The organism is Rhizobium sp. AN73 (genome assembly GCF_030757975.1).
Lineage (GTDB): Bacteria > Pseudomonadota > Alphaproteobacteria > Rhizobiales > Rhizobiaceae > Agrobacterium > Agrobacterium arsenijevicii.
The window spans coordinates 423,619-437,973 of sequence record NZ_JARWME010000001.1; the positions used below are offsets into that span (position 1 = coordinate 423,619).

The 14,355-nt window shown below is 61.1% G+C and carries 12 protein-coding genes and 1 pseudogene; 6 read left to right on the plus strand and 7 right to left on the minus strand.

The annotated features are described in order from the left end of the window. The first annotated feature begins 9 nt into the window (after positions 1–9). Positions 10–1,152, plus strand: a complete 1,143-nt coding sequence (locus RBH10_RS01795) for a mandelate racemase/muconate lactonizing enzyme family protein (RefSeq protein ID WP_281038553.1) — start codon at positions 10–12, stop codon at positions 1,150–1,152. Between the two features lie 72 nt (positions 1,153–1,224). On the opposite strand, the gene RBH10_RS01800 is transcribed toward RBH10_RS01795, so the two are convergent. From RBH10_RS01800 to RBH10_RS01820, 5 genes and pseudogenes are all read right to left on the minus strand, one after another. Then, complete coding sequence (locus RBH10_RS01800; RefSeq protein ID WP_045019466.1) at positions 1,225–1,812, minus strand: DJ-1/PfpI family protein; 588 nt, start codon at positions 1,810–1,812, stop codon at positions 1,225–1,227. A gap of 63 nt (positions 1,813–1,875) precedes the next feature. Then, positions 1,876–2,843, minus strand: a pseudogene (locus RBH10_RS01805) (substrate-binding domain-containing protein). Positions 2,844–2,873: 30 nt separating this feature from the next. Next, the gene (locus tag RBH10_RS01810; protein ID WP_281038552.1) at positions 2,874–3,875 is read right to left on the minus strand and encodes an ABC transporter permease; all 1,002 of its coding nucleotides are present in this window, start codon (positions 3,873–3,875) and stop codon (positions 2,874–2,876) included. Next, positions 3,835–5,433, minus strand: coding sequence for a sugar ABC transporter ATP-binding protein (locus RBH10_RS01815; RefSeq protein WP_281038551.1), 1,599 nt, complete (start codon positions 5,431–5,433; stop codon positions 3,835–3,837). Before RBH10_RS01815 ends, RBH10_RS01810 begins: the two co-directional genes overlap by 41 nt. Further along, positions 5,430–6,119 carry a GntR family transcriptional regulator gene (locus RBH10_RS01820; protein WP_045019472.1) on the minus strand — a complete coding sequence of 230 codons (690 nt, stop codon included), beginning with the start codon at positions 6,117–6,119 and terminating at the stop codon, positions 5,430–5,432. The genes RBH10_RS01815 and RBH10_RS01820 overlap by 4 nt, the downstream gene beginning before the upstream one ends. A 94-nt stretch (positions 6,120–6,213) precedes the next feature. Here RBH10_RS01820 and RBH10_RS01825 point away from each other — a divergent pair, with 94 nt between their 5' ends. Genes RBH10_RS01825 through RBH10_RS01840 form a run of 4 tightly spaced genes read left to right on the plus strand, consistent with a single transcriptional unit; the run spans position 6,214 to position 10,779 of the window. Then, positions 6,214–7,218 carry an Ldh family oxidoreductase gene (locus RBH10_RS01825; protein WP_281038550.1) on the plus strand — a complete coding sequence of 335 codons (1,005 nt, stop codon included), beginning with the start codon at positions 6,214–6,216 and terminating at the stop codon, positions 7,216–7,218. 20 nt (positions 7,219–7,238) lie between these two features. Further along, positions 7,239–8,438 carry an iron-containing alcohol dehydrogenase gene (locus RBH10_RS01830; protein ID WP_281038549.1) on the plus strand — a complete coding sequence of 400 codons (1,200 nt, stop codon included), beginning with the start codon at positions 7,239–7,241 and terminating at the stop codon, positions 8,436–8,438. Between the two features lie 20 nt (positions 8,439–8,458). Continuing rightward, on the plus strand, positions 8,459–9,922 hold the full coding sequence (locus RBH10_RS01835) for an NAD-dependent succinate-semialdehyde dehydrogenase (RefSeq protein WP_281038548.1): 1,464 nt from the start codon (positions 8,459–8,461) through the stop codon (positions 9,920–9,922). Between the two features lie 17 nt (positions 9,923–9,939). Further along, positions 9,940–10,779 (plus strand): alpha/beta hydrolase, encoded by an 840-nt coding sequence (locus RBH10_RS01840; protein ID WP_281038547.1) that lies wholly within the window; start codon positions 9,940–9,942, stop codon positions 10,777–10,779. Here RBH10_RS01840 and RBH10_RS01845 read toward each other — a convergent pair. After that, positions 10,776–11,693 carry an NAD(P)H-binding protein gene (locus RBH10_RS01845; protein WP_281038546.1) on the minus strand — a complete coding sequence of 306 codons (918 nt, stop codon included), beginning with the start codon at positions 11,691–11,693 and terminating at the stop codon, positions 10,776–10,778. The genes RBH10_RS01840 and RBH10_RS01845 overlap by 4 nt on opposite strands. A gap of 161 nt (positions 11,694–11,854) precedes the next feature. Here RBH10_RS01845 and RBH10_RS01850 point away from each other — a divergent pair, with 161 nt between their 5' ends. Next, positions 11,855–12,868 carry an AraC family transcriptional regulator gene (locus RBH10_RS01850; RefSeq protein WP_281038545.1) on the plus strand — a complete coding sequence of 338 codons (1,014 nt, stop codon included), beginning with the start codon at positions 11,855–11,857 and terminating at the stop codon, positions 12,866–12,868. 5 nt (positions 12,869–12,873) lie between these two features. On the opposite strand, the gene RBH10_RS01855 is transcribed toward RBH10_RS01850, so the two are convergent. Then, a complete protein-coding gene (locus RBH10_RS01855; protein ID WP_281038544.1) occupies positions 12,874–14,352 on the minus strand; it encodes an NAD-dependent succinate-semialdehyde dehydrogenase in 1,479 nt (492 codons plus the stop codon). Between the last annotated feature and the right edge of the window lie 3 nt (positions 14,353–14,355).

The following is a 14,355-nucleotide window of genomic DNA, read 5'->3' on the forward strand; positions in this document are numbered from 1 at the left end:
GAGCTCAATATGCCCATCTCCCAATTTCGTATAACGCGTTTTCAATTCGCCCGCGACCGCGTAATCGGCGATAGCCAGGTCCGAGCCGACGACGCCAACATCGCAGCTCTGGAACTGGTTTCCGAAAATGGCGAGGTGGGGCTAGGATTCATCCAGACCTTGTTCCACCCCCTGCCCGACCAGAACGAGATCGAAGCGGTATTTGAAAACGAGGTCTGGCCGACACTGAAGGGGAATAAGGCCATTGGACTTGTTCACCGTGTGAACCGTCCCCGCGGCGGAAATCAGCGGGCCTATTCGCTACCTTTTTATGAAGCCATTCAGGTCGCCCTCTGGGACCTTGCCGCAAAGCAGGCAGGAATGCCACTGCACCAGCTTCTGGGCAGCAGGCGGGAGCGTGTTCGCGCTTATGCCAGCGGTCTCGATTTCCACCTGAGCGACGATGCCTTTTGCGCGCTGTTTTCCCATGCGGCGAGCCTTGGATATACGACATTCAAGATAAAGGTCGGCCATCCCGATTTCGCACGCGACCTGCATCGGCTCGATCTGCTGCGCAAAGTGGTGCCGGAAGGGTCACAGGTCATGATCGACCCCAACGAAGCCTGGAATTCCAAGGAAGCCCTTGTCAAATTGACGGCGATCCGGGATGCGGGCCACGATCTGCTGTGGGTCGAGGACCCGATATTGCGCCACGATTTCGAGGGGCTGCGCACGCTGCGCCACGCCGTCAACTGGACGCAGATCAATAGCGGCGAATATCTCGACCTGGCCGGAAAGCGCGTTCTGCTGGACAACCATGGCACCGATATCCTGAACGTACACGGTCAGGTGACGGACGTGATGCGCATCGGCTGGCTTGCCGCCGAGATGGGCGTGCCGATCAGCCTGGGGAACACCTTCCTGGAGGTCGGCGTCCATATGGCGGCAGCACTGCCGGAGGTCGAATGGCTGGAATATTCCTTCCAGAACTTCGACCATCTGGTGGAAACACCCATCGAAATCCGCGACGGCTATGCCTATGCGCCAAATCGTCCCGGCCACGGTCTCGTGCTTGCAGAAGAAGCACGGCGCGAATGGGCAAGGCCCAGGCGCCTCGAGCGATCGCAGCTCGGACCGGCACCGAAAAACAATCGGCTGCCCGTTCTTCCCTGAAGAGACATTCGCAATCAGACAAGGTTAAGCCGCCGGGTCCACACCCGGCGGCAATTTCGTCGTTAAATGCCCTTAGCTGTGGGTGATCTTCGTTCCGAGCACCTTGAGGCACTCACGCATGAATGCGGCCAGACCGGTCCAGCCCTTGGCGGAGACCATATTGCCGTCGACATAGGCCTCGGTCGGCTTCACGTCGATGAACGTACCACCCACTGCCGTCACTTCCGGTTCACAGGCGCCGAGGCCCGCGACCTTGCGGCCCTTGAGCACGCCGGGCACGGCCATCAAAATCTGCACGCCGTGGCAGATGGTGAAGATCGGCTTGCCGGTCTCGTGGAAATGGCGAACCATGGCCTGAATGCGTTTGTCGGTGCGGATATATTCCGGGCCGCGACCGCCGGCAGCATAGACCGCATCATAGTCCTCGACCCGGACCTCGGAAAACGTCTTGTTGATGTCGGCGTAGTGGCCGAGTTTTTCCGTATAGGTCTGGTCGCCCTCGAAATCGTGCAGCGACGTCTTGATGCGGTCGCCGGCCTTCTTGTCGGGGCAGATGACGTGGACCGTATGGCCCACTGCTTCCATCCCCTGCTGGAACACGAAGATCTCGTATTCCTCGGTAAACTCGCCGGTCAGCATGAGGATTTTCTTGCCGCTCATGTCATGTCTCCTGTTGTCATTGATTTGGGGCGATGCCCGGCACTGGCCGGGCACCGTTTCGGATCAGAAGGGGGAATTGGGGAAATAGAACTGATCGGCATTTTCCGGCGTGATCAGCGGCGCGCCGAGTAGGAACGAGCCACGTACCGGGGCCTGTCCGCTAAACTGCGCGGCCGTCATATACATGGCCGACTTGATCATCGAAGGCGGGTAAGGCGTCGAGATCGGCGTGCGCACGTTCTTCTCCTTCACCATCTCGATGACCTGCTTCATGCCGTTGCCACCAAGCGCGAACTTGATGTCCTTGCGTCCGGCGTTGTCGACAGCCTCGAGAACGCCGAGCAACATATCGTCGTCATTGGCCCAGACAGCATCGATCTTCGGATATTTCGCCAGATAATCCTGCATCAGCTTGAAGGCTTCGTCCTGGTTCCAGTTGGCATACTGGATGTCGAGGATCTTGATGTTGCTCTTGTTGACGACATCAGAGAAGCCCTTGATGCGCTCATCATCGATGACGGTGGGGATGCCGCGCAAGACGACGATCTGACCCTCGCCACCCAGCTTGTCCACGAGCCAGTGTGCCGTATTCGCGCCGACTGCGATGTTATCGCCGGCGACATAGAGATCCTGCACGCTCGGATCGGTGAGGCCACGGTCAACCACCGAAATGAAGGTGCCTTTCTGCTTGATCTGTTCCACCGGACCGGTCAGCTCCTCAGAGGTGAAGGGCAGGATGACGAGCGCATCGAGTTTGCGGCTGGCCGAGAGATCCTCGAGCGCCGAGACCTGGGCGGTGGCCGAGGCTGCTGTCGACAGCACCACATCGATATTCGGGAACGCGGCCTCGATTTCCTTTTCGGCCTGCTCGGCATGGTAGACGACTCCCCCGTCCATCCATGCGTCGCGGCCGGGATCGACACGGCGATCGTCACCTTCTTGTCTTCGGCCTGAACGCTGCCAAGCGGCAGGACAAGGGCCAATGCGGCTGTCGATAACAACAGTCCGGCTTTCTGGATAATAGACTTCATTTTCTCCTCCTTTTGAAGTCAGTGCTGTTTTCAGCGGTTGGCAGTAAAGCGGTGCGCCAGCATGGCGATGATGATGATCGCACCCTGTACGGCGGCGACGAGGTATTCCGAGACCATGTCCGAGAGGACCATGACGTTGGCGATGACCTCGAGAATGAGTGCGCCGGCCACGGTGCCGCCGATGCGCCCGCGTCCGCCGCGCAGAAGCGTGCCGCCGATCACGACAGCGGTGATGACCTGCAATTCCCATAGCTGCCCGGTCGTCGGCGTCGCTGCGCCGAGACGCGGCACGTAACAGATGGCCGCGATGGCCACGCAGATGCCTTGAATGACATAGGCGCCGGTGCGCACGGCCGCGACGTTGACGCCGGAAAAGCGGGCGACCTCGACATTGGACCCGGCCGATGTCAGGCGACGGCCATATTTGGTTTTGTAAAGCAGGAACGCGCCGATCATCACGACGACGAAGGTGATGAGCACCGGATAGGGAATGCCGAAAATGCTGCCGAAATAGACCGGCCGGTAGGCATCCCGCAGGCCTCGGTCGATGGGCAGCGAGCCGCCATTCGTCATGAAGGTGATAAAGGCGCGGAAAATCCCCATCGTGCCGAGCGTCACGATGAAGGGCTCGATGCGCCCCACCGTCACGATCAGACCGTTGAACAGCCCGCAGAGCGCGCCGACCACCAGCGCCACACCCGCTCCCATCGGGATGGCCCAGCCGCCGAAAGACGGGGCAAGATGGTTCATCACCATGATCATGATGCCGGTAACGAAGGCCATCATAGAGCCGACCGACAGGTCAAGCCCGCCCGACGAGATCACGAAGGTCGCTCCAACCGCAATGATGGCGACGAAGGCGCTGCGTGTGACGACGTTGATCAGGTTGGCCGACGCCACGAAATTGGAGTTTACCAGCGCACCGATGAGGACAATTACGGCGAGCGCAATGAAGGGTGCGAGATCCGCCCAGCGGATGCGGCTGCCCTCGTCAACGGGTATGATTGTTGTTGTTGCTGTCGCTGCGGTCATGTTCGTCCTCCCCGACGACGTCGCGTCCACCGACCGTGGCGGCGTAGACGACATTTTCCTCATTGATTTCAGCGCCGAAAAGTTCGGCGACGATCCTGCCTGCCCGCATCACGAGAACCCGGTCGGCAAGCCCCACCAGCTCCGACATTTCCGACGAGATGACGATGCAGGCCTTGCCCGCCCGCACCATGGCGTCGATGAATTCGTAGATCTGGCTCTTGTTGCCGATGTCGATGCCGCGCGTCGGTTCATCGATGATCACCACCGAAGGGTCGGTGAGCATGACCTTGGCGAGCAGCAGCTTCTGCTGGTTGCCGCCTGAAAGCTTTCCAGCCTCCAGCCGCAACGAACGAACGCGGATATCGTAATCCGCCACGGCCTCCTCAAGCCGTGAACGCTCGCCCCGCCTGTCGAGAACCGCGTGCGGATTGACCGTGTCCAGCGCCTGAAGCGTCAGGTTGGGACCAAGCTTCTCCTCCAGAAGCAGGCCCTTTCCCTTTCGATCCTCGGTCAGATAGACAAGGCCGGCCTCCATCATCGTGCGGACCGACCGGTGTTTGATCTCCTTGCCGTTGAGAGTAACGCTGCCCGCCCGTGACGGGCGAAGGCCCATCAACCCTTCGATCAGTTCGGTGCGTCCAGCACCTATCATGCCACCGATGCCGAGCACTTCTCCCGGACAAACACTGAAGCTCGCGCTTTCTGCACCGTGATCAACCGCCAGATCCGCGACCGAGAGAATGGGCACGCCTTCGGCAGGCGGGCGTTTGTGGGGATAAAGCATCTCCAGTTCCCGCCCGACCATGAGTTCGGCCATTTCACGCTGGCTGAGACCGGCGGCCGGCCAGGTGCCTATCATGCAGCCATCACGCAGCACGGTGATGCGGTCGGCAAGCGCCTGCACCTCGTCGAGGCGATGAGAAATATAAAGAACCGCCACGCCATGGTCGCGCAGGCTCCTGACGATATCGAGCAACGCCGCAACCTCGTCATTGGCCAGAACCGCCGTCGGCTCGTCCAGAATGACGACCTTGCGGTCGTCGAGAAGCGCGCGTGCAATCTGCACAAGCTGGCGCTGGGCAAGCGGCAGTTCACTGACACGGTCACGCGGGCGCGCGGTCGAACCGACCCTTGCCAGCAACTCGGCGGTGCGGCGGTTCATCGCCCGGTCGTCAACCATCGGGCCACGGCCGACTTCGCGCGCCAGAAACAGGTTTTCCGCAACCGTAAGGTCCGCGGCGAGCAGGATTTCCTGATGCACCAGCACGATGCCGGCATTTTCCGCCTCCACCGCGTTTCGAAACTCGACCGGCTGGCCGTCCATGAACAGCCGGCCTTCCGTCGGCGCGACGTGACCGGACAACAGCTTCATCAGCGTCGACTTGCCGGCACCGTTTTCACCGATGATGGCGTGAACCTCGCCAGCGCGAACATCGAGCGTCAGGTCCGACAGGACGGTGATCGGGCCATAGGCTTTGCTGAGCCCATCGGCCCGAAGGGTTGCGACCACCGAACTTTCCGGCGACGCCAGGGGTTGGGGTGACAGGACCGCGTTCATTCGAAAGCCGAAAGCAACCGGTCGCGTGAACGTTCGATATGGATGCGCATGGCGTCGACCGCCGCCTGCGGATCACCCGACCGGAAGGCCGCAAGCAAATTCTCGTGCTCCTCGAGTGCCTCCTGCGTCACGCGTGTATGAAACATCAGCCGGAAGATATGCAGATGGACGTGCTGGTTCGACAGCGTGCTGCGGATCACGTCGTTTCCGGCAATCTTGAGAATCGCATCGTGGAAATGCGCATCCGCACGGGCAAAACGCGAATAGCGCGTGTTGCGGTCGACCGGCGTCTCGCCATTGCCCATATCTGCTGCGGAGTTTTCAAGCTGGCGCAGCGCCTCGGGGGTCATATTGAGCGTTGCGAGCCTCGCGGCCTCCGGCTCGACCAGCAGGCGGAAGGCATAGAGGTCTTCGAACTGCTTTTTCGTCCATTGCGGAGCTGCGCTGTAGCCGACCAGATGCTCCTTACGCACAAGCCCCTCGCGCTCGAGACGGCTCAAAGCCTCACGGATCGGCGTTTGGGAGACGCCGATTTCGCGGGCCAGCACATCGATCGGAATACGCGCACCGGGCGCGATCTCCAGGGACATCAGCCGATGGTAAATGTTGTCGTAAACGCCATCGACCACGCTGCTCGGGCGAATGCTCGCTCTCGCTTCCCGTTCCGCCGTAAATGCCACTTTCACTCTCCAATTGCTTCTTGACACGTCGGCATTTGTTACAAATAAGATATCGTATGTCAAATACAATATCGTATATGATCCGATATAGGATTTTGAAATGAAGCTACAACCGGAAAGACTCCGGCATCTGGCAACAGCCCTGCTTGAAGGGCGAGGTGCTCCGCCCGCCCATGCCCGCCTCCAGGCCGATCTCCTTCTGGAGGCCGAATTGCGTGGGCTGCCTTCGCATGGCCTGCAGCGGCTGCCGCTCATTCTTTCCCGGCTGGACAAGGGAATTGCCGACGCCCGGACACACGGAACCGGGACATGGCGCAGGAAGTCGTTTCTCAGCGTCGACGGCGAACGAGGCCTCGGACCTGTGGTGGTGATGCACGCGATGCAGACCATGCGGGATGTACTGGACGAGACAGGGATCGCTATCGCCGCCATCCACAACGCCAACCACATTGGCATGCTCGCCTATTATGCAGAGGCCGCCGCAAAGGACGGCGTGATCGGCATCGTCATGTCGACCAGCGAGGCGCTCGTGCATCCGTTCGGCGGAACGCAAGCGATGCTCGGCACCAACCCCATCGCAATCGGCATTCCCTCCGGTGACCGGCCTTTCGTGCTCGATCTGGCGACCAGTGTCGTTTCCATGGGCAAGATCAACAATCACGCAATGCGCGGAGTACCGATCCCGTCCGGCTGGGCCATGGATGCGGACGGCCGTCCGACAACCAATCCGCAGGCGGCAAAGACCGGGGCGATAGCGCCCTTCGGCGGCGCGAAAGGCTATGGGCTGGGTCTTGCGATCGAACTTCTCGTCGCAGCACTCGCCGGTTCCGATCTCGCGCCCGATGTGCATGGCACACTCGACGATACCCATCCGGCCAACAAGGGCGATCTTCTCATCCTTATCGATGCGGCAGCGGGAGATGGAAACGTCCAGTCGCTTGCGGCCTATTTGGACCGTCTGCGCCTGTCCCGCCCGGCCGATCCTACAAACCCGGTAGCAATCCCGGGTGATGGCGCGCGTCAGCGCCGCGCCGAGACGGAAAACACGGGGATAGAGCTGCCGCAGCCGCTTTTAGATCAGCTTATGGCGCTCGAGGCCGCCTGAATTATCGGAGGAGACACGGAATGAACCTTTTCGGCACATTGAGAGCGCCGCGCGAACTGCTTTTTGGCGCCGGGCAGCGGCATGCCCTCGGCGTCGTCGCCGCCAGGCTCGGCAAGCGTGCGCTGATCGTCACGGATACACGTCTTGCGGCGGACGCCGACTTTCTCGCGCTTGTCCGGCAACTTGAAGACGCCGGTCTCGCCGCCATGGTCGACAGCTCCACCCTTCCCGACGTTCCCGTCGATTCCGCCGCAAGCAGCGCCGAGCGTGCCCGCAGTTTTTCGCCGGACCTCGTGATCGGTATAGGCGGTGGTTCGTGTCTGGACATGGCCAAATGCCTGGCTCTGCTTCTCACCCATGGCGGCCGGCCGCAGGATTATTACGGTGAGCACACCGTGCCGGGGGCCGTAATGCCGTTGATCGCCATTCCCACCACCGCCGGCACCGGCTCGGAGGTAACGCCCGTTGCCGTGCTTTCCGATGTCGAACGCAGCCTGAAGGTCGGCATTTCCAGCCCCTATCTGATCCCGACCGTCTCCATCTGCGATCCGGAACTGACCCTGTCCTGCCCGCCCGGACTAACGGCGATTGCCGGGGCCGATGCGCTGACACATGCAATCGAGGCCTTCACGGCGATCCGCCGCGATCCCGTTCCGGGTATCGCGCAGCATCGCGTTTTCGTCGGCAAGAACGAAATGTCGGATCACTTTGCGCTCAACGCCATAACATTGCTGTGGCAGGGGCTGGAAGCCGCCTGCAAAAACGGCGCTGACCGCGTCGCGCGTGAAAAGGTGATGCTTGGCGCAACGCTTGCGGGGCTGGCCTTCGGCGTGGCTGGAACCGCTGCCGCCCATGCCATCCAGTATCCTGTCGGCGCCCTCACCCACACCGCCCACGGCCTCGGCGTCGCCTGCCTCATGCCTTATGTCATGACGTGGAACGCGCCAGTCATCAAAAGCGAGCTTGCAAGGATAGCGGAGGCCGCCGGTCTTGACGGGCCGGATGATGTCATTCCCGAACTCGTCGCGCTTTTTGCGCGGATCGGCATTCCGTCGACGCTCTGCGAACTCGGTCTTGAAGAGAGCCGGATCGGCTGGGTGGCAGAACAAAGTAGCGGCATCACCCGCCTCATACAGAACAATCCGCGCCCTCTGAACCCGCAAGAAATGCACACCCTCGTCGCCGCCGCCTATAATGGCGACCGGTCACGCCTGAATTGAGTTGAAAAGGATTTCCCGCCATGACGTTTCACACCAAGATCACCGGTTATGCCGATCCCGCCCTTCACGCCGAGGGCCTTTATATCGGCGGCAAATGGCACAAGGGCGGCGGCATAGCCGTGATGGATCCCTCGACTGGGAACAGGCTCGCCGAAGTTGCTGACGCCACTGTCGAAGACGCGATGCGCGCCGTCGATGCAGCGGAGGCAGCCGCCGCCGGATGGCGTGCCACCCCGGCCCGGCAGCGCTCGGAAATCCTGCGCCGCTGGTTCCAGCTGATGACACAGCACGCCGAGGAACTCGCCACGCTCATCGCGCTGGAGAACGGCAAGGCGCTGCCCGATGCACGCGGCGAAGTGGCTTATGCCGCCGAATTTTTCCGCTGGTATGCGGAAGAGGCAACACGCATTCCCGGCGAATTCCGTCACACCCCTTCCGGTTCGCACCATATCCTCGTCGATCACGAGCCGATTGGCATTGCCGTCCTGATTACGCCGTGGAATTTTCCGGCCGCTATGGCGACCCGCAAGATCGGTCCGGCGCTTGCCGCCGGCTGCACTGTCATCCTGAAGCCCGCATCCGAGACGCCGCTGACGGCCTACGCCATGGCGCGGCTCGGCGAGGAAGCAGGCGTGCCGGCGGGCGTCGTCAACGTGCTGACCACGAGCAATCCGAGCGGGGTGACGAATGCCATGCTCGCCGATCCGCGTGTGCGCAAGCTCTCCTTCACCGGCTCGACCGGTGTCGGCCGCACGCTTCTTGGTGAGGCCGCCAAGTCGGTGGTCAGTTGTTCGATGGAACTGGGCGGCAACGCGCCCTTCCTCGTTTTCGACGATGCCGATCTGGAAGCCGCTCTCGATGGCGCGATGATCGCCAAGATGCGCAATGCTGGCGAGGCATGCACCGCCGCCAACCGCTTCTACGTTCAGGCGGGGATACACGACGCCTTCGTCGCCGGCCTCACGGCCCGCATGGCAGCGCTCAAGATCGGTCCTGGCTACGATCCGGCCACGCAATGCGGCCCGATGATCACCACCAATGCGGTGCGCAAGATCGACAGGCTTGTCACGGACGCGATTGCATTGGGCGCGCGCGCCACGACCGGCGGCGAACCGCTTGCCGAAAACGGCTATTTCTATCCGCCGACGGTGCTCGAAAACGTTCCGACCGATGCCGCAATCGCCCGCGAGGAAATCTTCGGCCCCGTCGCGCCGGTCTATAAATTCGAGAGCGAGGACGACGCCGTCCATCTGGCGAACAACACCGAATATGGTCTCGCCGCCTATATCTACAGCCGCGACCTGAAACGCGCTTTGGCGGTGGGCAAACGCCTCGAAACCGGCATGCTCGGCATCAACAGGGGCCTGATGTCGGATCCGGCAGCACCCTTTGGCGGCGTCAAGCAGAGCGGCCTTGGCCGTGAAGGCGGTGTTACCGGCATACTGGAATTCATGGAGGCAAAATACTACGCAGTGGATTACTGACCATGAAGGAACAGACAATGACGTCACAGGACCTCTACCGGACTCGCGACTTCGTGCCCGACTTCGACGCAATCGCCGCCGAATTCGGGCAACGCAGCCGGGAGCTTTCAGCAAAAACGGAGGTGCTTGCCGACATCAGATACGGTGCGCGCAGCAGGGAGGTTCTCGACATCATCCTGCCGAAACGGCCAAAAGCCGGCGCACCGCTGCATGTTTTCGTCCACGGCGGATACTGGCGTTCCGGCGAAAAGGCAAACTACCGCCTCGTGGCCGCCCCGGTTCTGGCAGCGGGCGGTGTTGCCGCAATCGTCGAATATGACTTGATGCCCGGCACGCGGCTCCCCATGCTGATCGAGCAGGTGCGACGAGCGGTGCTCTGGCTTGAACATCATGCAGGTGATTTCGGCGCGGATCCCCGCAGGCTGACGGTGAGCGGTCATTCTGCGGGCGCCCATATCGCCTCCTTTCTCGCGGCGACGGGGCCTGCGGAAACAACAACACCTTCCCTGCCCGCCATTCGCAGCCTCCTGCTTGTCAGCGGCATTTACGATCTCTCGGGAATTCCGGACAGCTTCCTGCGCGACGAGGCCGAAATGACACCGGTGGAGGCGGCAGACTGGTCACCTCTGACATCGAACCAGCTGCCATGCGCTCAGCGGATCATCGCCTTCGGAGCGGACGAAACCCCACCCTTCCATGAACAGGCATCGGCGCTGAATGCCCAGCTCGGCGCCGGAAACATGTCATCGGAATTGCTTGCCGTGCCGGGTCTCAACCACATGAGCATCGTTCTCGATCTGGCAAACCCAGCCGGCCATCTCGGAGGTCGCGTCGCGGACATCGTCTCGTCGAGCTAGTGCCTGGCGCTTGATAGAGACGAGGCGGTTTCGCTGAGCACGGCCGGTTTCAGGGTTTCCTCGCACCATTGCCGGAAACTCGTCAGCGTTGCGTTTTCCGGTGTCCTCGACACGGCAAGGTCAAGGCCCTGATCCTTGGCCTGCGCCATCTCCACCATACCCTGCGCCATAGCCTCGGACATGCCCAATTGCAGGAAACGAGCCTTATATGCGTCAAAGCCCATCTGCTGATAGGTGACCGGCTTGCCGAGAACGTCGGAAATGATGCTGGCCATTTCATTAAGCGAGATATCCTCAGGGCCGAGGACTGCCACCTCGCGCTGGTCGGTCCAGCCGTCATCGAGCAACCAGCGTGCCGCAACAGCAGAAATGTCACGCGTTGCGGCGCTCGGAAGCCGAAGAGCGCCGGAGAGCGGCAAAAAGAACTTGCCCTGATCCCTGATCACGGCCGCCTGCCGGGCGATATTGTCCATGAAGGATGGGTTGGCCAGACCCCGGAAAGCGACGCCTGTTTCGGTGATCAAATCGTCCATCGCCAGCGAGCCGGTGACATGGCCCGCTTTACCGGCAAACGGCGAACCGCGCCCGAGTGCCGTAATTGACACAACCCGCTTGACGCCCCGATCTTTGAGGGCCGCTGCGGCCGGTCGCGTGAAATCGACATAGGCCGCCATGACGGAGCTGGCCTGCGGATCCGGCGGCAGGAGCCAGAATACCGCATCGGCGCCGCTAAACGCTTCATGCACGACGCCGGCATCGCCGTGGGAGCCGATGACGATTTCGGCGCTGTCGCGTACCTCTTGAGTCAAACGCGATGGATCGCGCGCAATCACCCGGAATGGTACGGCTGATTGCACAAGTTTCTGAACAACTTGACGGCCGATCAAGCTGGTGGGGCCTGTTACAACGATCATGTTTTACTCCGGTGTTTGATGGCGATGGCGCGGCTGGTTCTGCCGCTGCCGACACTCCGCGCGCGCCAGCATTGATGTTCGAGATGGAAGATAGAGCCATTGCTCCGGGACGGTCTATGCTTCATAATCCGCTTTACTTTCGCGATCGTCCGGAATGAACCATGGACCCACTTTCAGACGTGCTTTCCTTGCTCAAGCCGCATGCTTACGTGTCGTCCGGCTTTAATGCGGGCGGCGATTGGGCTGTGCAGTTTGGCGACCAGCACAAGCTCCTCAAATGTTATGCGATCGTGTCAGGCGGTTGCTGGCTCACCGTCGATGGTGTTGCCGGCGCGACGCGCCTTGAGGCCGGCGATTGTTTCCTGTTGCCCACAGGGCGCCCCTTCCGGCTTGGCAGCAGCATCGATGGTCCCGCGGTTGCGGCCAGCGAGATATTCCCGCCGGCACAAAGGGGTGGGGTCGTCACACTCAATGGCGGAGGCGGATTGTTTCTTGTCGGCAGCCGCTTCGGCATTTCGGGCAATCACGCCGGCATGCTTCTCGATATGCTGCCACCGATCGTTCACATTCGGGAGCAACCCGAGCAGGCCGCCCTGCGATGGTCAATCGAGCAGATGATGAAGGAGGTACGTGAGGGGCAGCCCGGCAATGGCCTCGTGGCGCAACATCTGGCCCATCTGATGCTGGTGCAGGCTCTACGGGTGCATCTGGATACGAGTGCCGGTGACCGTGTCGGCTGGTTCTTCTCCCTGTCGGATAAGCAGCTCGGTGCCGCCATCAAGGCGATCCATGCCGATCCCGCCCATCAATGGACGCTTCAGGAGCTCGGAGAGATCGCAAGCATGTCCCGCTCGACATTTGCGCTGAGGTTCAGGGAGAGAGTTGGCGAACCGCCGATGCAATATGTGGCGCGATGGCGAATGCTGCTCGCCTGCGACAGACTGGAGAATTCGAGCGATCCCGTCTCCACGGTTGCAGTAGCACTCGGTTATGAATCCGAGAGCGCATTCAGCACGGCTTTCAAGCGCGTCATGGGCTGCTCACCCCGCCAGTACGGACGCCGCCAGAAAGCCGACCTGCGGCAAAACGGTTCAGCCAGCGCGACAACCCTAGGCCGGACAATTCAGATCAACCGTGGCAGGCCGGTCAAGACCGGCCTGCCACGGTTCAAATGATAACGTCATATGCTCAGGCAAAGATATTTAATCTCGAGGTAGTCATCGAGACCGTATTTCGAGCCTTCGCGGCCCTGGCCGGATTGCTTGACACCACCGAACGGGGCGACTTCCGTTGTAATCAGCCCGGTATTGATGCCAACCATTCCGTATTCCAGCGCTTCTGCCACCCGGAAAACTCTCGACAGGTCCTTGGCGTAGAAATAGGAGCCAAGGCCGAATTCGGTGTCGTTGGCCATCGCGATCGCCTCCTCCTCCGTTTCGAAACGGAAGAGCGGCGCGATCGGCCCGAATGTTTCCTCCCGTGCGATCTTCATACTGGAATTAACGCCCGTCAGAATGGTCGGCTGGAAAAACAGGCCGCCGAGCACGTCACGCTTTCCGCCGACCGGAACGGATGCGCCTTTACCGAGCGCATCCGCAATATGCTCTTCCACCTTGGCCACAGCCTTTTCGGTGATGAGCGGACCTGTATTGACCCCCGGTTCGAAACCATCACCAACCTTCATGGCGGACACTTTTGCGGCAAGCTTTTCCGCGAAGGCATCGTAGACACTCGACTGCACGTAAATCCGGTTCGCGCAGATGCAGGTCTGGCCGTTGTTACGATATTTCGAGATCATGGCGCCTTCGACCGCCGCATCCAGATCGGCATCATCGAAAACGATGAAGGGCGCGTTGCCGCCGAGTTCCATGCCCAGTTTCATGACCTGATCGGCGCCCTGGCGCATCAATATCTTGCCAACAGCGGTTGAGCCGGTGAAGGTCAGCTTCCGCACCTTGTCGTTGCCGGTGAATTCCCGACCGATTGCCGGGGCATCCTGCGAGGTGACAACGTTGAAGACGCCGGCCGGCAAACCTGCGCGTTCGGCAAGCACGGCCAGCGAAAGAGCCGATAGCGGCGTTTCGGCAGCGGGCTTCGAGACCACGGCACAACCGGCCGCGACTGCCGGTGCGAGCTTGCGGGCAAGCATCGAATTTGGAAAGTTCCACGGCGTGATTGCCGCCACGACACCGACCGGCTGCTTGATGACGATGACACGCTTGTCCTGCTGGTGCCCGGGAATAGTGTCGCCATAAACGCGCTTGGCCTCTTCACCGAACCACTCGATATAGGCTGCGCCGGTGAGGATCTCGCCCTTCGCCTCGGCCAACGGCTTGCCCATTTCCATGGTGAGAATTGCGGCAAGATCGTCGGCATTGGCGACCAGCAATTCGTGAAGCCTGCGCAGCACCGCTGCCCGCTCCTTGCCGGTCTTCTTTGCCCATTGTTTCTGGGCCAGATAGGCTGCGTCGATGGCGCGGGCCGCATCGACGCGGTTCATGTCCGGCAGCGTGGCGATCACCTCACCCGTCGAGGGATTGGTGACGTCGAACGTTTTTCCGCTATCGCTGACACCGACCCAGGCATCGCCGATGAGCGCCTTGTCCGTGACAAGCGAGGGATCCTTCAGTTTTGACAAAAGCTTTTCGGAAATTGTCATGGG